13 protein-coding genes are annotated in these 21,758 nt (G+C 40.5%); 8 read left to right on the top strand and 5 right to left on the bottom strand.

Annotation, left to right across the window (positions count from 1 at the left end; genetic code table 11):
- Positions 1 to 60: 60 nt before the first annotated feature.
- The 3 genes from rpoC (at position 61) to E4635_RS13750 (ending at position 5,115) form a co-directional block, all read left to right on the top strand.
- A complete protein-coding gene (gene rpoC, locus E4635_RS13760) occupies positions 61 to 4,362 on the top strand; it encodes a DNA-directed RNA polymerase subunit beta' (RefSeq protein WP_135527285.1) in 4,302 nt (1,433 codons plus the stop codon).
- A 90-nt stretch (positions 4,363 to 4,452) separates the two neighbouring features.
- Positions 4,453 to 4,764: a DUF3467 domain-containing protein gene (locus E4635_RS13755; protein ID WP_135527284.1), complete on the top strand. Its 312-nt coding sequence runs from the start codon at positions 4,453 to 4,455 to the stop codon at positions 4,762 to 4,764.
- 36 nt (positions 4,765 to 4,800) lie between these two features.
- Positions 4,801 to 5,115, top strand: coding sequence for a hypothetical protein (locus tag E4635_RS13750; RefSeq protein ID WP_169630277.1), 315 nt, complete (start codon positions 4,801 to 4,803; stop codon positions 5,113 to 5,115).
- Here the strand turns inward: E4635_RS13750 and E4635_RS13745 are convergent.
- The 5 genes from E4635_RS13745 to E4635_RS13725 are packed head-to-tail and all read right to left on the bottom strand — an operon-like array spanning position 5,092 to position 8,960.
- On the bottom strand, positions 5,092 to 6,216 hold the full coding sequence (locus tag E4635_RS13745) for a type II secretion system F family protein (RefSeq protein ID WP_135527282.1): 1,125 nt from the start codon (positions 6,214 to 6,216) through the stop codon (positions 5,092 to 5,094). The genes E4635_RS13750 and E4635_RS13745 overlap by 24 nt on opposite strands.
- Entirely contained in the window at positions 6,216 to 6,701 is a 486-nt protein-coding gene (locus E4635_RS13740) for a PulJ/GspJ family protein (RefSeq protein ID WP_135527281.1), read from the bottom strand. Before E4635_RS13740 ends, E4635_RS13745 begins: the two co-directional genes overlap by 1 nt.
- A complete protein-coding gene (locus tag E4635_RS13735; RefSeq protein WP_135527280.1) occupies positions 6,694 to 7,038 on the bottom strand; it encodes a hypothetical protein in 345 nt (114 codons plus the stop codon). Before E4635_RS13735 ends, E4635_RS13740 begins: the two co-directional genes overlap by 8 nt.
- A complete protein-coding gene (locus tag E4635_RS13730; RefSeq protein WP_135527279.1) occupies positions 7,013 to 8,227 on the bottom strand; it encodes a hypothetical protein in 1,215 nt (404 codons plus the stop codon). The genes E4635_RS13735 and E4635_RS13730 overlap by 26 nt, the downstream gene beginning before the upstream one ends.
- Positions 8,220 to 8,960 carry a toxin-antitoxin system YwqK family antitoxin gene (locus tag E4635_RS13725; protein WP_135527278.1) on the bottom strand — a complete coding sequence of 247 codons (741 nt, stop codon included), beginning with the start codon at positions 8,958 to 8,960 and terminating at the stop codon, positions 8,220 to 8,222. The genes E4635_RS13730 and E4635_RS13725 overlap by 8 nt, the downstream gene beginning before the upstream one ends.
- Before the next feature lie 305 nt (positions 8,961 to 9,265).
- Between E4635_RS13725 and E4635_RS13720 the strand changes: the two genes are divergently transcribed.
- Genes E4635_RS13720 through E4635_RS13700 form a run of 5 tightly spaced genes read left to right on the top strand, consistent with a single transcriptional unit; the run spans position 9,266 to position 21,758 of the window.
- Entirely contained in the window at positions 9,266 to 9,715 is a 450-nt protein-coding gene (locus E4635_RS13720) for an OmpH family outer membrane protein (protein WP_317133531.1), read from the top strand.
- Positions 9,699 to 10,298, top strand: a complete 600-nt coding sequence (locus E4635_RS13715; protein ID WP_135527276.1) for a hypothetical protein — start codon at positions 9,699 to 9,701, stop codon at positions 10,296 to 10,298. Before E4635_RS13720 ends, E4635_RS13715 begins: the two co-directional genes overlap by 17 nt.
- On the top strand, positions 10,295 to 15,853 hold the full coding sequence (locus E4635_RS13710) for a hypothetical protein (protein ID WP_135527275.1): 5,559 nt from the start codon (positions 10,295 to 10,297) through the stop codon (positions 15,851 to 15,853). The genes E4635_RS13715 and E4635_RS13710 overlap by 4 nt, the downstream gene beginning before the upstream one ends.
- Positions 15,854 to 15,862: 9 nt before the next feature.
- On the top strand, positions 15,863 to 21,052 hold the full coding sequence (locus tag E4635_RS13705; RefSeq protein WP_135527274.1) for a choice-of-anchor J domain-containing protein: 5,190 nt from the start codon (positions 15,863 to 15,865) through the stop codon (positions 21,050 to 21,052).
- Between the two features lies 1 nt (position 21,053).
- Positions 21,054 to 21,758 carry a LolA family protein gene (locus E4635_RS13700; RefSeq protein ID WP_135527273.1) on the top strand — a complete coding sequence of 235 codons (705 nt, stop codon included), beginning with the start codon at positions 21,054 to 21,056 and terminating at the stop codon, positions 21,756 to 21,758.

Genomic DNA, 21,758 nt, shown 5'->3' with positions numbered 1-21,758 from the left:
ATGGGAACAACTCCTGTTGTTCCCAATTTTTAGTGTTTTTTAATATCAATAGTAGGAACTATGATGAATAGAAATAAAGAAAAAAATACCGTAAAACGATTTGATAAAATTTCAATCGGTTTGGCATCTCCGGAATCTATCTTGGCTGAGTCAAGAGGTGAGGTCCTAAAACCTGAAACTATCAATTACAGAACGCACAAGCCAGAACGTGATGGTCTTTTCTGCGAAAGGATTTTCGGTCCTGTGAAGGATTTCGAATGTGCTTGCGGGAAATACAAAAGAATCCGTTATAAAGGAATTGTTTGCGACCGTTGCGGTGTAGAAGTAACCGAGAAAAAAGTACGTCGTGACAGAGTGGGGCATATCAACCTTGTTGTGCCTATCGCTCATATCTGGTACTTCCGTTCGTTACCAAATAAAATCGGTTATATCTTAGGATTGCCGTCAAAAAAATTAGACATGATCATTTACTACGAGCGTTACGTAGTAATCCAGGCCGGTATCGCACAAAATGCCGATGGTGAATCATTGAAAAGATTAGATTTCTTAACAGAAGAAGAGTATTTGAATATTTTAGATACGCTTCCGATGGAAAACCAATATTTGGACGATAATGACCCGAACAAATTCATCGCTAAGATGGGTGCGGAATGTATCATGGATTTATTGGCCCGTGTGGATCTGGATTCGTTATCCTACGAATTGCGCCACGCTGCCAACAATGAAACGTCCAAGCAACGTAAAACCGAAGCGTTAAAACGTCTTCAGGTAGTGGAATCTTTCCGTGAGTCGAACTTAAACCGCGAGAACCGTCCGGAATGGATGATTCTTAAGGTTGTACCGGTTATCCCGCCAGAATTGCGTCCTTTGGTGCCGCTTGACGGAGGCCGTTTTGCTACTTCGGATTTGAATGATTTGTACAGAAGGGTAATCATCCGTAACAATCGTTTGAAAAGATTAATGGAGATTAAAGCTCCTGAAGTGATCTTGCGTAACGAAAAACGTATGTTGCAGGAATCTGTCGATTCATTATTTGACAATACCAGAAAAGCATCTGCTGTTAAAACAGAATCTAACAGGCCGTTAAAATCGCTTTCTGATTCCTTAAAAGGTAAACAAGGACGTTTCCGTCAGAACCTTTTGGGTAAACGTGTGGATTATTCTGCCCGTTCGGTAATTGTCGTTGGACCGGAATTGAAATTATTCGAATGCGGTATCCCTAAAGATATGGCAGCCGAATTGTACAAACCTTTCGTTATCCGTAAACTGATAGAAAGAGGTATTGTAAAAACAGTAAAATCTGCCAAGAAGATAATCGATAAAAAAGAGCCGGTAGTTTGGGATATCCTTGAAAACGTAATCAAAGGGCACCCGGTACTGCTAAACCGTGCTCCTACTTTGCACAGGCTTGGTATCCAGGCTTTCCAGCCAAAACTGATTGAAGGAAAAGCGATCCAGTTGCACCCATTGGTATGTACGGCTTTCAACGCCGATTTCGATGGTGACCAGATGGCGGTTCACTTACCATTAGGGCCGGAAGCTATTTTGGAAGCACAATTGTTAATGTTGGCTTCACACAATATCTTGAACCCTGCTAATGGTGCTCCAATCACGGTACCTTCTCAGGACATGGTTTTGGGTCTTTACTATATGACCAAAGAACGTTTGTCTACAGAAGACCATAAAATTTTAGGACAGGACCTTACATTCTATTCTGCGGAAGAAGTGAATATCGCTTTAAATGAAGGCCGATTAGAATTGAATGCCCGTGTTAAAATCAGAGCTAAGGATTTTAACGAAGAAGGTGAATTAGTATATAAAATCATTCAAACCACTGCGGGTAGAGTACTATTTAATGAAGTAGTACCTGAAGCAGCCGGTTATATCAATGAGGTATTGACCAAAAAATCTTTGCGTGATATCATTGGAAAAATCCTTGCGGTAACAGATGTTCCGACAACGGCCGGTTTCTTGGATAACATGAAAGATATGGGGTATAAATTCGCTTTCAAAGGTGGATTGTCATTCTCATTAGGGGATATCAAGATTCCGGATCAAAAACAAAGTTTGATTGCAGACGCGAGAGAGCAGGTTGAAGGAATCTCGATGAATTATAACATGGGTCTTATCACCAATAACGAGCGTTACAACCAGGTTATTGACATCTGGACTTCTGCCAATGCGCTTCTTACGGAATTAGCAATGAAAAATATTAGAGAAGACCAGCAAGGTTTCAACTCTGTATATATGATGCTTGATTCCGGGGCGAGGGGTTCCAAAGAGCAGATCCGTCAGTTAACCGGTATGCGTGGTTTGATGGCCAAGCCTAAAAAATCGACAGCTGGTGGTGGTGAAATTATCGAAAACCCGATCCTTTCCAACTTTAAGGAAGGTCTTTCGATCCTTGAATATTTCATCTCTACGCACGGAGCCCGTAAAGGTCTTGCGGATACCGCTCTTAAAACGGCGGATGCGGGTTACCTTACCAGAAGGCTTCATGACGTTTCCCAAGATGTAATCGTTAATATGGTTGATTGTGGAACACTTCGTGGTGTTGAAGTTTCAGCTTTAAAGAAAAACGAGGAAATCGTAGAAGGACTTGGCGAAAGAATCTTAGGACGTGTGGCTTTACAGGATGTTGTAAACCCATTGAATAATGAAATCCTTGTTCACGCCGGTGATCAGATTACCGAAGCTATCGTTAGAAATATCGAAGCATCTCCAATCGAAAGAGTAGAGGTTCGTTCTCCGCTTACTTGTGAGGCTGCCAAAGGTATTTGTGCTAAATGTTACGGACGTAACCTGGCAACAGGAAAAATGACCCAGAAAGGGGAGGCAGTTGGTGTTATCGCAGCGCAATCCATTGGTGAGCCGGGTACACAGCTGACACTTCGTACCTTCCACGTTGGAGGGGTTGCAGGAGGTATCTCTGAAGAGTCAAGCATTATCGCTAAATTCCCAGGACGTTTGGAAATCGAAGACCTGAAAACGGTTAAAGGTGAAGACGGAGAAGGAAATACTGTTGATATCGTAATTTCACGTTCTACGGAATTGAAATTGGTAGATGCCAAAACAGGTATATTATTAAGTACACATAACATCCCTTACGGTTCAAGCATATTCGTTGCTGACGGCCAGACTGTCGGTAAAGGAGAGGTGATCTGTAAATGGGATCCATATAACGGGGTTATTATTTCGGAATTTACCGGAAAAGTGGCTTATGAAGATTTAGAGCAAGGACAATCGTTCATGGTTGAAATCGATGAGCAGACCGGATTCCAGGAAAAAGTAATTTCTGAAGGTAGAAATAAAAAACTGATCCCTACTTTATTGATCTACGGAAAAGACGGCGAACTTATCCGTTCGTACAACTTACCGGTTGGAGCTCACTTGATGGTTGACGATGGTGAGAAAATTAAAGCAGGTAAGATTTTAGTGAAAATCCCACGTCGTTCTTCAAAAACAGGCGATATTACCGGAGGTCTTCCAAGAATTACCGAGTTGTTAGAGGCTCGTAATCCTTCAAACCCGGCTGTAGTATCTGAAATCGACGGTGTTGTTTCTTTCGGAAAAATCAAAAGAGGTAACCGTGAGATCGTGATCGAATCTAAATTCGGTGAGGTTAAGAAATATTTGGTGAAACTATCCAACCAGATCTTAGTTCAGGAGAATGACTTCGTGAGAGCGGGAGTGCCATTGTCTGACGGAGCGATTACTCCGGATGATATCTTGAGGATCCAGGGGCCAGCTGCAGTTCAGCAGTATTTGGTTAACGAGATCCAGGAGGTATACCGTTTGCAAGGGGTAAAAATCAACGACAAGCACTTTGAGGTGGTGATCCGCCAAATGATGCGTAAGGTTCAGGTTCAGGATCCGGGAGATACATTATTCCTGGAAGACCAATTGATCCATACGAAAGATTTTATCGTTGAAAATGATAAATTATACGGAATGAAAGTGGTAGAAGACGCAGGGGATTCTGAAAACCTGAAACCAGGCCAGATCATTTCTCCACGTGAACTGCGTGACGAAAACTCTTTACTGAAACGTACCGACAAGAATTTGGTGGTAGCCCGTGATGTTATTACGGCAACGGCAACTCCGGTATTGCAAGGTATTACAAGAGCTTCGTTACAAACCAAATCATTCATCTCTGCGGCATCGTTCCAGGAGACTACAAAAGTATTAAACGAGGCTGCTGTTGCAGGTAAAGTGGATTACTTGGAAGGTCTTAAGGAGAATGTAATTGTAGGTCATAGAATCCCTGCCGGTACCGGTATGAGAGAATACGACAATACGATTGTAGGTTCTAAAGAAGAGTATGATGAATTAATGATTACTAAAGAAGAGTTTAATTATTAATTGAAATAATTAATTATTCTGATTATATTTATAAATCCTAACAGTGATACTATTTGCTGTTAGGATTTTAATTTTTTAAACCACTATTTTATGAACGATAAAAATAACCCGCAAGGCCAAATCAATATTGAACTCGATGAGCAGACGGCGGAAGGAATCTATTCTAACCTGGCGATCATCAACCATTCCAATACGGAGTTTGTGCTGGATTTTGTGAGCATTATGCCCGGTGTCCCGAAAGCAAAAGTAAAGTCAAGGATTGTCCTTACGCCGCAGCATGCCAAACGATTGGTGAAGGCCATTGCCGATAATATCCACCGTTTTGAAAGTGTCAACGGAGAAATAAAAGAAACCGAACAGCCTCCGATCCCGTTGAATTTCGGGCCTACAGGACAAGCTTAATCAAGTATCCCATTTGTTGTACAGATGGGATTTTTTTTGGACTGTAGAAGACGATGTGGTACACGTGGCTGTGCAAACGCTACACAAGGCTATGCAAACGATACACATGGCTATGCAAACACTACACGAGGCTGTGCAAACGGTACACAAGGCTATGCAAACAATACACAAGGCTATGCAAACGATACACATGGCTATGCAAACACTACACGAGGCTGTGCAAACGGTACACAAGGCCATGCAAACAATACACAAGGCTATGCAAACGATACACGTGGCTGTGCAAACGATACACGTGGCTATGCAAACGCTGCAATACTAACAGGATTAACTTTTGATGATTTTGCTTAAATCGAACATTGGGGCATACATCGATACCATAATAACTCCTACAATTAGCCCGATGATGATGATGATCATGGGTTCGAGGATGACACCGATCATTTTGGTCTGATGGCTGATTTCCTCATTGTATTGCTCGGTAAGCCTGTCGAACATGGTATCGAGCTGGTTTACTTGTTCGGCGACTTCGACCATGGAAACCATTTTGTTTTCGAAAACATGGTGCTTCCTTAAGCTTTCGTGGAGCGAGAGGCCTTTGGTGATGTCGTCCTTTATTTCTTCAATAGCCATCTCAATTGGGTAGAAGCCTATCATTTTTGCGGTAAGCGATAAGGAATTGATCAGGGTTGTTTTGGAAGTGATGAGCAGCTTCATGGACTGGCAGAATCGGGAAATGTATATTTTCTGGACCAGGTTCCCAAAATAAGGGATCCTTAGGACCATCCGTGAGGTGAAAGCCCTGTACGCCGGTTTGTCCTTGAGCGCCGCATGCAGTACGAAAAGGCCCGCCAATAAGGCGAAAAGCACCCCGAATATGGCGCCCGAATGGTTGGATATCCTGATGATGACCTGGGTACTTTTGGGCAATTCGCTGCCAAATTGCCTGAAAACAGAACTAAACATGGGCACGACTTTGTTGAGCATGAAATAGAGTACTAAAACGGTGACCATCATTACGATAGCCGGGTAGGTGAGTACGGAGACGATCTGGCGCTTCATCTGGATTTTCCGGTTGAAGTATTTTTGCAATTCGCTTAAGACCTCTTCCAGTTTCCGGGTTTCCTCGCCAATCTGGACACTGTAATATTCATAGGCGGAAAACTGTTTGGTTTCCCTCATAGACTCATAAATGCTGCGACCTTCGATTACTTTATCCTTGATTTGGATAATGATCTGCTTTTCGAAATTATGGCTGGACTGCTTGCTTATTATTTCCAGGGCTTTCTTGAAATCGACACCTGACTTTAAGAGCATCCCCAGTTCCCGGTAAAATATTTCCTTCTTTTTATCGGAAAGTTTTTTGGATGAAAAAAGCGAGGGCCCGGTTGGGGTCTTGAAATCACTTTTTGGGGATGTTGCGGTTTTGTATGTGTTTAGGTCTAAGCTCATTATTGTGTTTTTGTTTGCAGCAATTCGTTGGCATATACTCTTTTGTAGAAGTTTAGGGGCATTGGGGTTTGATTGACTTCCACTTGTAATTTCAATTGCAGGAACACCTTTTTCCGGGTATTGCTTTTTAGGCTGTCGATGACCATTTGCCTTACTTGTATTTTGAAAGTATCGATGAATGTTTCCCTGTTCCTTAAGATGTATTCTTCTGTGAAATGATACTTTACCAATTCGCCGGAATAGCCGCTGAAAACAATTTCATGGTCATCGATGGCCATTTTTTCGTTATCGAAAATATCTTTATTGAGGCTGTAGGTTAAACGGTTGAGATCGTTAACGAGCTGGTTTTGGTTTTTATAATCGAGCATCCTTTCGGTAATGATGGAGAAAATAACGAACACAATGCTCATGATAATAGCGGTAACGGCCATTCCTACGATAGCTTCTATGATGGAAAATGCGGCTACGGCCTGTTTGCTATTCATTGGTTTGGATGTAAAAGGTTTTGTCGAATTGGAAAGCTGCGCTGTCTTTGTATTGGACGGAGACTTTCTTCAGGCCTTCATTTATGTTTTCTTCCTCAATAAGGAGATTGCTGTTTTGGTTTTCGGAAGCGAGCGAATCATTTCGTAACTGGGCCAGAAAGAACAACTCATTCACTTTATTTTGCGTATTGTAGAATTTAGCCGAAGTCCTGGGCGTAAAAACAGCTGCGAAAATCATCACGGCAAAATACAGGCATACGGAAATGATGCTCAGGGCTATGACCGATTCCAGGATGGAGTTGGCCCTTAGGTTATAAAACTTTCTTAAGGATGCCATATTCGGTTTTTTTAGGTTCAAATAATGGAATGGCAATGTAATAGCCAGGCCGTTTGCGGGCATTGATTTCGATATCGGCGATAGTATTGTCATAGGTGGACATGGAAGTGGTAAGGAAGAAACGATTGGTGTACACCGAACCATAGACGTTGCTCTTAAGGCCTAATCTCCCGGTACAGTAAATGTCTCCGTAAATTAGCCCGTCTTCCTCGATCTTGATGTTGTTTTTATTGATGTTTTGCATGTCATTCCCAAATAATACAACGGCTCCTGAAATTTGGCATTCTTTTTTGATAGTAATCAGGCTTTCAGTATCCTGTTCATTATAAAGGCACACTACCGAAGGATAATTGAGAGTTACTTTTTGCTCTAATTCGATGCCGGCAGTGGCAAAAACCTGGACCGTTCCTTTGAAGCCTTCTTCGAAAGTAATTTTTGGGGCGATAAGGATGACGTCCTCCAAAACCGTATTTTTTTTGACTCTGATAGAATCTTTATTGCGTAAAATGAAGTTGCCTTTAAAAATAACCTGGCTTAGGTTTGCCTTTACATTGATTTCTTTGGTAGGGTTGTGGAAAGAATTGTAAAATAAGGAATCGTTCGGTTTTTCTATGGCTGCCATTTCGGTTTTTTCGGCGTCCAGGCCTTTAAAAATTTCTTTGAAGCCGGGATTGATCTCAGGTAAGCTAAAGTCGGAAATGGCAACCTTCCCAAGGACACTAATCTGGTTGGGTTTGTTGTTGATATAGGAGGTCAGTATGCGTTCGGAGGGCAAGAAGCTGTCGCCGGTTAATTTTACGGTGCCGGAATAGGTAAGTGGTTTGGTGAAATTAGCCAGGTGGATGGCTGTGCTGCCTGAAGTATAACTTCCTACCATATGAGCGGAAGCAATAGTATCGTTACGCAAAATAGATTTGGCCAATAATAAAGTGAGCAGGCCGTATCTTTTTGTTTGGTAACTCCCCTGGATCCCTGAATTTTCATCTGCCGGGTATTCATCTGCCTGGTCCATTTTGTTTCCCAAGGCAAAGTTTACAACCGATTGATTGTGGATATACATTTCTTCCTGAAGGTTATAATGCAGGTTAAGCTGGCCGTACAAATTGGCAAAATAGAGCAACGCCCCGCAAAGTAGGGAAACAATCAGGCAGATATAAATGGCATACAGTAAACTATGTGCCTTAACCATTTATAGTATTTTGATTAGGCTGTTTTTTACCGAATATCCTGCTGAAGAAGCCTTTTTTCTGATGGTTTTCCTGAGAAGGGTATTCCGTAGCCTCTGTTTTTTTCATTTGAGACTTTCGTTCTTGCCTTTCGGTTTTTTTGCTGATGGCGGAAGCCCGTTTCTCTTCTTTTGTAATGGAATTGCGCTCTTTGTTTTCTTTTCGTTCTTTTTTGGAAACTTTTGGTTCGATAACATACAGTTCCCCTCTTTTATAAGCGGTGGTGTCTTTTGTTACGTAATCAATCCAAATGCCGTGTTTTTTGTTGTTTTTGAAATTGCCTTCTTCCGTCACCATCCCGTTTTGATCGTAATGATAAAATTTACCAGTCCTGAGCCCGGACTTCCATTTTTGAATGGTTTCAAGAGTACCATTGGCATGCCAGGTTTTCCATAAGCCGTTTTTAAGGCCATTTTTGAAAATACCTTGTTCGGCCAATTGATTGCTGTGGTACATTTTGACAAACTTATCGTTTAGCAATTCCCCGGCCTGCCCGCCTTGGGCATTATGGATCAGGCCACCCTTGAACCAATAATAGGTTTTGTCGTTTCTGGGTTTTATTTTCTTGTCCGTAGTATAGAATTCATACCTGAAATTAGTATCCGAAATACGTTTTATACTGTAAGGATCTGAAAAAGAAACCAGCAACAATGCTGTTAAGGAATATAGGATCGAAGATAAAGCTTTTGTTTTCAATAGGGTAAGTTTATTTTTAAAACGGGCGCAAGGTACTATTTTCATCATTCATATTCAAAAAAAGATTGTATTGGAAATTTGTAGGAAAAGTAGTTAAAATAGTTTTTTATTGATTTTAACACTTTTTCAAATAATTGAATGTCAAATGATTGCTTTCGATTTTTATTATTCTGTGCGTAAATTCGGAATGTCGATTGTATAGCAATTTTTTTTAGCATAGTTTTGCGAAAATTTTAACAGCTATAGTTTTGCTAAAAAATAAGTTACAGGTTCTTTTTCTGGTCAATGCAGGAGGTTTAGTTTTAGTGCTTTGCTTCTTGGTTTTTCAATATTTTTCCCACTCTGAAAAAATAGTATATGTGGATAACGCCAAGTTATTTGAGGGTTTCTACATGACTAAGGAAATGAAGAAAATAGGAGAAAAAGAATTCAACGCAAGAAAAACCATCCTGGATTCTTTGTATTCAAAATTGCAGTCAGGCAATATTGCCGATGCGGAAAGAAAATCCCTCATGCAGCATTTTATTCAGGGGAAGGAAGAACTGGAAATGTTCAATCAGAATTTCTCGGCTCAGGAATCTTCAAAAATATGGTCCAGGATCCAAGGTTACGTTGATGATTTTTCAAAAGAGAAAAACTATGATTTGATTATCGGTTCTGAAAACAAACAGGCGGTTTTATATGCCAGCGAGCGTACGGATATTACAAATGAATTGTTAGGCTATATAAATAAAAAGTATGAAGGTGCTCAATAAGGTTTATGCTTTGCTTTTTATCCTGGTTTTATTTTCTTGTAAAAAAGACGATAAAGTAACCGACGATTCTGTAATACGGGACAAATATTACAGGCTTCAAAAAATTGGATGGAAATCCAAAGTATACAATCAGCTGGTTGACCACATAAATTTTACCGCTACCGAAGTCCCAATCCAATACTATTTATTAAAAGACAAAGGGAATGAAGATTTGTTCCTGGTAGATTCTTTGTATGAGCAGAACAAAACCGAACGGATCATAGAATTTGAATTCCGTCAGGACGAAGAAAAGGATTTGCTCGACCAGAAGTTTACCGGCATGCCATATGAAGAAGGGATAAAATATATGTCCTTCGCACTGGAAAAGGATTTTTATGTCGTAACCTCAAAGAAAGACACGATATCCTGTTCCGGCGCATTATATGAAAGAAGCTATAAAATCGCACCTTACCAGAAGGTGCTTTTGATGTTTTCTGGAATTGACCCAAGTGACAAGATCCAGCTCGTCTACAAAGATTTCCTTTTCAAAAAAGGAACGATGAAATTTAAATTTAAAGATCCATATACCGAAATAGCCTTATGAGACAAATTAGAGAAAGTAAGTTTTCAAAAATCATTGCCTATTACCTAATGATAATGATGGCCTTGCAGGTGACACAGCCAATGCAGATGTATGCATTGACAGAAGGACCATCGCAGCCTGAATTTAATTCGTTTACACCTATTGGGACTTCTGATATGGTAGACTTGAGTTCGGGTGATTTCAATTATAACATTCCTATTATGGATGTAGGCGGATATCCTATCAATCTTGCGTACAATTCGGGAGTTACTATGGACCAGGAAGCTTCATGGACTGGTTTGGGGTGGAATTTGAATGTCGGCCAGATCAATCGTCAGATGAGAGGTTTGCCTGATGATTTCAATGGAGATCCTATGGTGTATGAAACCGCAATGAAAGACAATGTTACAGTTGGAGGTAGTGCGAGTTTGCATGTTGGGGTTTTTGGAGTTGCCGAAGGTGGAGAAATGCCTAAAGGGAACGTAAGTTTGGGGCTTGGTGTAAAATATAACAATTATGATGGGATTGGCGTTTCGGTTACCGGAGGTTTTACTTATGCGATGAACGACAACGTAAAGGTTGGGATGCAAATGGAATCTTCCGTTTCGGAAGGTGTATCTGCTTCGCCAACTATTTCCTACGATGCTAAATTCAAGGCCGGTACCGATAAGCAAGTAAATTTAGGAGGTGATGTCGGAGTAAGCTACAATAGCAGGAAAGGAATCGAAAATATGACTTTTTCGTCCGATTTGTCTAGAAAATTTAAAGATAAGGCAGGAAAAGATGCTGATGCCAACGGAGGGCTTTCCGGCAATATTTCTTTTGTGAACAATTCATTTACACCGACTAAAAGAAATGAGATGCGTTCTTCCAGTTTCCTTTTTAATATGAATGTTGAAGGCGCCGTATATGGTATTGATCCGGGTTCGAAATTTTCAGGATATGTCAATGTTCAGGGATTGAGTGATTCTGAAAAATATAAGGTAGAAAGAGGATATGGATATGAGAATACAAAGTATGCTTCTCATAATGATATTTTGGATTTTAACAGGGAAAAGGACCGGACAGTTAACAAAAACACGACAACTTTACCGCAAACGAACTATACTTACGATATTTATTCGATCCAAGGGCAAGGCGTTTCAGGGACATTCAGGCCATATAAGGGCCAGGTAGGCTATGTGTATGATAACACCAAAAACGACCAGAGCAATGCCGGGTCGCTTGGTATAGAATTGGGTATGGGAGCTGGCCATCACTGGGGATTCAATGCTAATTTTACAAGAACCAACAGTTCAAGTAGTGTTTGGGCCGGAAACAATAATGCATTAAACAGGTTTACACCGGTTTCTTACAACAATCCATCGTATGAGGATACTTATTTTAAGACAATAGGAGGAAACCATGTAGATACAGACTATAGTACATTTACAAATGCAGGAGGATACCAACCGGTAAAATTTGGTATTGGAGGAAGCAGTTTCGGAAGATCGGCTTCGGTAAATTACCAAAACAATTCAGGAGCGATATTGTCAAGTACGGAGAAAATATACCGGAAAAACCGTGTCAAAAGAAATCAATCAATTCAAAAACTGACACGAAAAGAAGCTGCGAAATTTGGTTTTAAAACACAGATAAGCCAGTATGCCAAAGACCATCATACAGCTGAAATAAGAGTTATAAACGAAGGTGGTGAAAGATATGTTTTCGGACGTGCCTTATATAACGTGACTAAAAAAGAAGCAACTTTTGATGTCAGCGGAAGAAACGGGAGCAATATTACCGGTATGGTCAATTACCTGGAAGGCGACAACAGTGCAAACAATAACAGGAATGGAGACAGGTATTTTAATAGAGTAACAACTCCGGCCTATGCCCATACCTATTTGCTGACGAATGTTTTGTCTTCAGATTATCAGGATATAAGCAATGACGGGCCTTCCGATGACGATTTGGGTAATTATACCAAATTCACCTACACCAATAAAAACCAGGGACTTTATAAATGGAGGATTCCATACAAAAAATATGTAGCCAATTATGATGAAGGCCTAAAGTCAGACCCGCACGACAATAAAGCGAGTTATACATATGGAGAGAAAGAACTTTCGTATATAGAAAAGATCGAGACAAAAACGCATATTGCCATTTTTACGTTATCGGCCAGAAAAGACGGTTTTGGGGTTGAAGGCGAAAATGGAGGTTTCAACAGTGCGTTGCCAATGTATAAACTTGATAAAATCTCTTTGTATTCCAAACCGGAATATTTGGCTAAAGGAGTTGATGCCAAACCTATAAAAGAAGCACATTTTATATATGATTATAGTTTGTGCAAAGGGGTTGAAAACAACTCGAAATTGACCAATATTGTGGGCAATGAAATAGAAAACCAGGGCGGTAAACTGACGTTGAAGAAAGTTTATTTTACGTACCGTGATTCCAACATGGGGAAATTTACACCTTATACTTTTGACTACCAGAACAATAACGATTATGATGCGAAAGCCTACGATGCATGGGGGAATTACAAACCAAGCAATGCCAATGGGGCTGGACTTAGCAATACAGAATATCCATATGTAAGCCAGGCAGACAGGCTTTTGGCCGATAAATATGCAACAGCCTGGCAACTGAATTCCATTAAACTGCCATCCGGTGGTGAGATCAAGCTCAAGCATGAGGCCGATGATTATGCTTATGTGCAAAACAAGGAGGCTATGCAAATGTTTAAGGTGGTAGGGATGTCGCATGATGCTCCTACTTCGATAAATGACAGCATGACCGGCGAGAACAGGTTTTACCACAATGACGGCCTTAACCAGAATTATTACATGTACCTTCAATTGGATAAGCCTGTAGCCAGCAGTGACGAATTCATAAAGAAATACATAAAAGACCTAATGTCCAAGGAGATTTACTTCAGGTTCCTGGTCAATATGTCTGATCCGAGCCCGCTACCGGGTGCCAGTACAGATCCTCAGTATGACTATGTTACCGGTTATTTAAATATAGAAAACGTGGTTCAGTTTAGCGGATCAACAAGCAGGGTAGCCATAAAAGTAAGAAGTGTCAAAAAAGGAGACGGCCTCTCTATGGATACACCTATCAACCCTGTTACGAAAGCAGGTTTGCTTTTTGGTAGAAGTTATTTAAGCAAACTGGTATTCGGATTGTCCAACAGTACCGATACGAACAATTTGAGATCGGCTGTTTTTGAAATATTGGGAGCGATCCCTTCTGCATTGCAAATATTTAAAAGCCCAAATAGCCGATTGCTTGCAAAAGGCATTGCCGATAGGTTTATACCACAGAATTCCTGGATCAGGCTAATGAGCCCTGACGGTAAGAAAATCGGAGGCGGAAGCCGTGTTAAAGAAATAAGGCTGGTGGACGAATGGGACGTAATGACAGAGAGCACCGACAATCCGTTGTATGAGCAATCGTACGGACAGGAATATTCTTATGAGACAACAGATTTGAAAACCAATGCTGCCATCTCTTCAGGAGTGGCCACTTATGAACCGTTAGGAAGTAAGGAAAACCCTTTTATAATGCCATTTTATGATAAAGAGCAGAAAAGTGGAATATTAGGGCCTAAAGATCAGAATTATGTGGAAATGCCGTTTGGGGAATCTTTCTTTCCTTCGCCAAAAGTAACGTACAGCAAAGTAACCGTTAAGAACCTGGCCAGGCAAAAAACAATAGGAGTAGATAATTATGTAGTTAAGAAACATGCTACCGGAACAGCGGTCACGGAATTTTTTACCTCAAAAGATTATCCTACGCTGGTTGATTATACTCCTTTAAGTTCAAGATTCGATAAGTCTCCACTGGGGTCTATTATTAAAATCAATGCCAAAGAACATCTGACAATGTCCCAGGGGTTTGTCATCCATACAAACGATATGGATGGTAAGATGAGGAATCAAAATGTCTATGCCGAAAACAATACATTGATTTCAGGGGCAAAATATATTTATTCGAACAATCAGAATCCTGATAACAATATAGGTCTGCTCAACAATGAGGTAACGACTATTGACAGCAAAGGGAATGTTAAGAAAAGTATCGTCGGTGTAGATTATGACGTTATTAATGATTTCAGGGAACATAGAACTAAGTCTATTACACCGGGCCTTAAATTCAATACGGCTGGATTGCCTTTGGCACTGATATATTTGATTGTGCCTACTCCGCTACCAACCTTCAACCAGGTCGAATCGAAACTGAAATGTGCAACCACCACAAAAGTGATCCATTCTTCAGGAATCTTGAGAGAAACGATTGCATATCAGGATAACGCAGAAGTTTCCACTAAAAATTTAGCGTGGGATGCCGAAACCGGCCAAGTTTTACTAACCCAGACCGTTAATGAGTACAAGGATAATTATTTTAGTTTCAATTACCCGGCGTATTGGTCTTATACCGGAATGGGACAAGCTTCAACCAATTTGGATCTGACCTGTAAAATCAATATCCTGCCTTCAACTACAAATTATGTGTTTTCAAGCGGGGAAAATGCTTCTAAGTATTTAATTCCTGGTGACGAATTATGGGTCATTCCATCAGATTATGAACGATTGAACAATAGAATCGTATCACCATACAGAGCTTGGGTAACCACCGTTGCTTCAAACGGGGCCATACAAATGATTGGTCAGGATGGGATGTTAATCGATAAATTCAAAATAAAAGACGGGACAATAAAGGTAATCCGTTCCGGCCACAGAAATATGCAATCAGCTAGTATGGCTTCTGTAACATCGATGAAGAGCCCTCTTGTGGAAGGCGATGCAACCTTAAGGACTGATTTGTTCAACTCGAATGATTGGAGCAGCTATAAAATCATCAATGCTTCGGCTGTGGAATACAATGACCTATGGCCAAGCCAGTGTGAATGCAATTTGCCTAAAATGAGATTGGACGGGGCTTTTGAATATAATGTCCCGCTAGGTGAAGATGAAGATATAGATGACAAACAGGAAAGATCATTCAATCCTTATTTGTATAATGTATTAGGCAATTGGAGACCGAAAAAATCACACGCTTACTTAACAGGAAGGCATCACGGCGATAATCCAAATCCTAGGAATGCAGGATTCTTTGAAAATTTCAGGCCTTATTATGTCTTCAATACGACCCAAAGCAAATGGATCAAGAATACGGCTTATCTAGATAAATGGACTTTTGCATCGGAAATATCCCAATACAACCCTTACGGCCAGGAAGTAGAAAACAGGGATGCATTAAACAGGTATTCTTCTGCTCATTATGGATTCAATTATAAATTTCCTTTGGCAGTAGCCTCAAATACACAGTACAAAGAATTAGCGTACGATGGTTTTGAAGATTATGCAGGGAATGTTTGTGATAAATCAGCCCATTTTAATTTTAATGGAAAAGATGGTTTGAAAGAGAATGAGGTAATTATTTCTGATAAGCAATCACACACAGGCAGATACAGTATTAGGGTGTCTCCTGGCAAGAAAGCGACCATCACGAAGAAAGTAGTGACTTGTGCACCGCAAAACGGAACTTCAAGGACAATCAAAAAAGCTATCAGAACAAAAAAATAAAGAAAGAAAATGATACCATTCATAAAAAGAATAGTTTTTACAGTTATAACTTTTTTTGCTGTTGCCGGCACTTTTGCCCAAACTGATATTTCTAAAAATTACAGTGATAAGGAAATTGGTTTCGATCTTGCCAAGCAAACCGAAAAGCTGAAAAGACGTGATGCCAAGGCCGAATATACGGGGCAGGAAATAAGCAAGATGCGTGATATGTACAGCCGTATGTATTTGGATAAAAAGGCGAATGAGGAAAATGTGCTGAAAGAGATGCAACCTGCCGCTGTACAGAAATCGGGAACGGCAAGCCGTACGACTTTAGACAATATACCGCAATCGGAAAGAGATGCATTGGTTGCTTTGTATACTGCTACTAATGGTGGCAGTTGGACAAATACCGTTCAAAATAAAGGAGTATGGCCGGTTGGGAATTCAAGTGCCCAGGTTGTAAGCTGGGATTCGGTAACCCAGACAGGTTGGTTTGGAGTGACCGTTACAGATGGCCACGTCACTTCCCTTCGTTTGCCCTATAATGCGATGAACGGACCGTTACCGGCTCAAATTAGCCAATTGACTTATTTGAATACATTGGACTTGTCCAGGAATTTCACTCTTTCCGGTTCATTGATCCAGCAGGTTTACTCTTTAACGAAACTGGAATACCTGAATTTAGCTTCTACACACTTGACCGGAACCATTTCCGGCGGAATAGGACAGTTGATAAAACTTAAGTTTTTGGACTTATCCTTAACATCGCTTTCAGGATCCTTGCCTGTTGAGATTGGGCAATTAACAAATCTGGAATATTTTTACAGCCATAACGGCCAGCTTGGCGGTGTGCTTCCAAGTCAAATTGGGCAGCTTATCCGTTTAAAAGTACTGGACCTCCATTCAAATTTATTTACAGGAAGCATCCCTACCCAAATAAGGCTTTTAGGCAATCTTAAAACCTTGAACCTTTGCGATAATTTCTTATCGGGAATATTCGCGCCACTTGGTGTCGGGCAATTGGTAAACCTGGAATACCTGAACCTCTATGACAATCAACTGACCAACTTGATCGGTTTTGGGGATATTTCGAGCTTTATTTCCCTGAAGTTTTTGTATTTGTCCCAAAATCAGATTTCAGGCCCAATCCCTATTTTTGGAACACAAATGCATTATAACCTGCTTGTTCTGGATCTTTCCCGTAATAATCTTTCAGGCTCGATCCCGACACAGGTAAGCAATTTTGCCTACCTGGAGCACCTGTCTCTTAGTTTTAACCAATTATCAGATAGCATTCCTGCACAGATTGGGAACATGACAAAACTGAAGTACATAGTTTTAGGTTATAACCAGTTAACAGGGTCAATCCCATCCACTTTTGGTAATTTGTCAAACCTGGAACAGCTGATAGTATTTAATAACAAACTGTCAGGGACTATACCGAATTTAACAGGATTGATCAAATTAAAGGAGTTCCGTATTAATGATAATTTATTCCGGTTTGTAGATTTCCACAATCAGTATACGGCTTATATGGCGAATATCCCTACGCCTTTAAATTCGTTCTACGGATTTTATTATTCGCCTCAGGGCAAGACGGATTCGGAGGTAACTATAACACAGTCTGTTGGAAGTTCCGTAACGCTTACTATGTGTACAGACAACAGGTATACTACAAACGATACTTTTCAATGGTTTAAAGGGACGTATCCTGGTGGAGTCGCGGTTAACAGCGGTTTTTCAACAGCAAACAGGCAATTGGTTTTGTCCAATTTGACTGCTGCTAATGCTGGTGATTATTATTGTTTGTCAAAACATCCGCAAATTACGAATTCATCCAATTCTAACCACAACCTGGTACTGCAAAGGGAAGCCATACATCTTAATGTTGGAATTGTTTCTACATTAACGGAATGTACCGAAGGATTTGAAGGGCAGACTTTCCCTCCGGCGGGATGGCTTGTGCGGGATAACGGAGTAGGAACGGCCAATAATTGGATCGAGACAACAACAGCTTCTCTTGTGCATTTGGGATCGAAAGCGGCCTATGTGAATAATGAAGGCATTGGTGTGGGGAATACTTCAGAAGATTGGCTTATAACACCAAGGTTTACGGTACCAACCAATGGAGAACTGCAGTTTTTTGCAAAGCAGACCCTTCTCGGAAATAGTAACACGATTTATCAGGTAAGGGTTTCAACGGATCCGTTGCAAAATAATATGCCAGGGTTCAATCCGGCTCCACTGGCATCCTGGACTGAAGTAACACTTAATTCTCCTTTTAATGTGTTTGCAGAGAAAAAAGTTGATTTAAGCAGTTATGCAGGCCAATCGGTATATGTTGCTTTTGTTAAAGTATTTACCCAGACAAGCTCCAATATTGGAGACAGGTGGATTGTTGATGATGTTAGGGTAGTGCGGGAATGTAAAGCACCTACCCACCTTGACACACCGAATATTGGATCAACAAGTGTAAATTTATCCTGGGCAGAAAATGGCACGGCGACCCAATGGGAAGTAGAAGTCGTTCCGGCGAGTGGTAATCCAACGGGAGTAGGTGTACTGACATCTTCCAACCCATATACAGTTACAAATTTATTGCCTAATACTGCGTATGTATTTTACGTAAGGGCCGTTTGTCCTTCTTGTAACCAATTGACGAGTAACTGGTCGGAATCATTCCATTTTTCGACCACTCCTACTAATGCTTGTCCAGGGCCTAACCACTTGACCACATCAGGTTATTCCGGAACTTCAATTACCTTATCATGGAATGAAATAGGAATGGCCACTTCATGGGAATTGGTTGTTGAGCCAATAACGAGCGGTTATGGCAATCCTACGCCAACAACAGGCACAGTCATTACGGTCAACCAAAATCCAACATATACTGTATCCGGACTGAATCCAAATGTGGCCTATAGATTTTATGTGAGGTCTGTTTGCGGAGCGGGCAGCAAAAGCGAGTGGGTCAGCGAAGCCTTTAATCTTAATACGGTGTCCTGTATGGCGAATAACCCCAATTCCACTTATGTTACAGGCTTGCTCATTGCTTTGGTAAATGACCTCATTACTACTGTAAACAACGGTGGGACTGTTACAAGTGCTTATAATTCTCCACAGCTACAGGCTTTGGCACCCTATATCACCGATACAAATATTGGGATCTATAATTTTTCCTATGCGCCTAACATGGAAAACGGTTTTAGTTTCTCTTTCTCCAATCATGGTGGTACTCCGGATTTTATAATGGACTCTAATGTTCTTGGAGGAGCATTGATAACTGACATGGGAATTTTTGAATATTTGCCCCAAAATAATTATGTAGCAACCGGAGTTGCTTATTCCGGTAATGCCGGTTTGGTTACTAAAATCCGTCGTGTGTGCCATATTAATTTCTGTCCTCCTATTGCTTCTTGTACGGTGATCAATCCAAACTCGATCGAAGTAAACCGCTTGATGGTAAAACTTATCCAAAAGCTGATTACGCTAAGATCCGGCGGTATGACAGATGCCGCCATGAATGGTATCACCCTTCCGGAATTGACCTATTTGGCACCTTATATTTCTGATGGCATTCCGGGGATTTATAATTTTGCGTCGACAACTATTCAGCCGGGGAATCAATTGAGTTCCATCCAATTTTCATTTTTACCGAATGAGATAACTTATGATGTATATTTTGCAGGCTGGCAGAGTGCATTCGTAACAGATACCAATTATCAATTGAACCTGACCGGTTATACCGATTCTTCAGCCTATATGCAGATCAATGATAATATTTTCAACAATACGATCGTAAAAACAATCAAGATAAAGCACGTAGAGTTTTGTCCTGATGAGATGTTCTGTAAAAAACATATTGCTATTGTTGTAGATGAATCGGCTTCAATTGATGAGAGCGAAGCCAGGAAAATCAAAAAACAGCTCAAGAATTTTGTAACGGAACAAGCCAACGCCAATTTCCTTGTAGGGTCTAATACTTACGTATCGCTTATTGGGCTTTCAGATAAAGACAATGATATCAGGACTGACAATGTTATCGGTTCAAGTAAAATTTTGCCATCAGGGCTAACGAATTATACCAATTGGATCAATAAGTACAGGCTTAGGGACAATACGACAGCAATCCCTAATCCTGGAGCCGGCCCAAATTCCGATTATTGGAACAGTGGATTATCCAAGGCGCTTGCCATCAAAGCCGATATTGTAATTCTTATCACAGACGGTTGTCAAACGGCAAATGCAGCTGCTCTAAAAACGACCATGGGTAAGTTTAAAAACAACAACAATACCCCAAATGGGCCGCAGCTTTATGTTATCGGTATTGAAAACGGTTTCTATGTTGACGAGTCGACGGTAGCCAACAAAATGAGTATTGCTACTGAAAGGGATTCGGAAAACAATCCTAACCTGAATCCAAGCCTGTCAAGAACAGAACCTGAAGCCAGGGCTGCCGGATTCCTGAAAAAATCATTGAAGTATCTGTTGAATTACCCAGGGGCTTCTTATCCGGAAGCATCAAAGTATGGTATTTTAGGTGCCGATTATTACGGGCACGAAGATTTCAGGTTTTTAGGTAATGAAAAAGATTATTTATACAACGAATTGGTCAGAACAGGATTAACCTGTGGAGACAAGATGCCTACGGAAAATTGTGACGATTGTTACGGTTACCAGCCAATTCCGGGCAAAACCTATATTTTGAGTGCTTGGGTAAAACAAGAAAGAAGAGACCAAACCCTTACCTATGAGACCTTAAATCCTCAGGGCGCTTTTATTGGTATAAAATTGGAATTCAGGCAATCCAATGCAGACGGGACACCGGATGTAACATCATCATATGCTACAGATTTGAGTAATAATATTGAATGCGCTCCAGATCCGAGCAGTGAGATTATAGAAGGATGGCAGCGTATTTTTAAGAAATTCACGATTCCTCAGGATTCCGAATTCTTCAATATAAACATTATCAATCAGGACGAAGGGATGGCCTTGTATTTTGATGACATACGCATCCATCCAATTGACGGTAGCATGAAATCTTTTGTATACGATCCTGAAACCTACAAATTGATGTCCGAATTAGACGAGAACAATTACGCCACATTCTATGAATATGACAAAGAAGGTGGTTTGATAAGGGTTAAGAAAGAAACGGCCAAAGGTGTCAAAACAATCCAGGAAACACGTTCGGGTAACGTTTTAAAAGAGTAAAATGAAATATAAAACAATATATATCCTATTGACCGTATTCTTTAGCTCGTGTTTCTGCCTGCAGGCACAGACGGTTGAAGAGGTTTTGAAAAAAGTCAATACAGAATATACCAGCAAAAAATGCTTAAGTTATACTTCGAGCTATAACTTATATAAAAAAGCAACGGATAAAAAGGCATATGAGTCTTATAAAGGTATTTTTCAAAAAAACATTTCCAACGCGGTTTACCAGAAAATCGATAAAACCGAATTCGTGTTGAAAGGAAATGTTTGCCTGAAGATAATGCATCCGGATAAGCTTATTGAAATTTCAAAAGCGGAGCCGTTTGTTTTGGGAGAGTTTTCCATTCAGCCTTTATTTGAATATTGTAAGGTTAAAGAATTCAAATCCAATGCGGGTTTTTGGACAATTGAATTGGAGCCGAAGCAATTTACAGATCTTCCGTATTCCAAGATTGTGGTTACGGTGAGTAAAAGCTTTTTTATAACCAAGCAGGTGTTTTATTTCAATTCAGGTATTGACTTTTCAAAGGACCACCGTAAAAATGATATTTCTTATCCCGTACTGGAAATCATCCATTCCAACCATAAAAGGGACAAAATAGCTGACGGCATTTTTTCGTTGGGGAAGTTTGTCTCATTTGAAAAGACCGGCATAAAACCATCATTACAATATTCTCAATACAACATCGAAGATTATCGTTAA

It is taken from the genome of Flavobacterium humi, assembly GCF_004745595.1.
Taxonomy (GTDB): domain Bacteria; phylum Bacteroidota; class Bacteroidia; order Flavobacteriales; family Flavobacteriaceae; genus Flavobacterium; species Flavobacterium humi.
Note: the sequence above shows the minus strand (reverse complement) of the source record. Positions and strands in the feature narration are given on the sequence as shown.

What these genes read in the sequence shown, in the direction of transcription:
- E4635_RS13755 (WP_135527284.1), top strand. Translation starts at nt 4,453, where the DNA reads ATGAACGATAAAAATAACCCGCAAGGCCAAATCAATATTGAACTCGAT.
- E4635_RS13715 (WP_135527276.1), top strand. Translation starts at nt 9,699, where the DNA reads ATGAAGGTGCTCAATAAGGTTTATGCTTTGCTTTTTATCCTGGTTTTA.
- E4635_RS13740 (WP_135527281.1), bottom strand. Translation starts at nt 6,701, where the DNA reads ATGAATAGCAAACAGGCCGTAGCCGCATTTTCCATCATAGAAGCTATC.
- E4635_RS13735 (WP_135527280.1), bottom strand. Translation starts at nt 7,038, where the DNA reads ATGGCATCCTTAAGAAAGTTTTATAACCTAAGGGCCAACTCCATCCTG.
- E4635_RS13745 (WP_135527282.1), bottom strand. Translation starts at nt 6,216, where the DNA reads ATGAGCTTAGACCTAAACACATACAAAACCGCAACATCCCCAAAAAGT.
- E4635_RS13730 (WP_135527279.1), bottom strand. Translation starts at nt 8,227, where the DNA reads ATGGTTAAGGCACATAGTTTACTGTATGCCATTTATATCTGCCTGATT.
- E4635_RS13705 (WP_135527274.1), top strand. Translation starts at nt 15,863, where the DNA reads ATGATACCATTCATAAAAAGAATAGTTTTTACAGTTATAACTTTTTTT.
- E4635_RS13710 (WP_135527275.1), top strand. Translation starts at nt 10,295, where the DNA reads ATGAGACAAATTAGAGAAAGTAAGTTTTCAAAAATCATTGCCTATTAC.
- rpoC (WP_135527285.1), top strand. Translation starts at nt 61, where the DNA reads ATGATGAATAGAAATAAAGAAAAAAATACCGTAAAACGATTTGATAAA.
- E4635_RS13700 (WP_135527273.1), top strand. Translation starts at nt 21,054, where the DNA reads ATGAAATATAAAACAATATATATCCTATTGACCGTATTCTTTAGCTCG.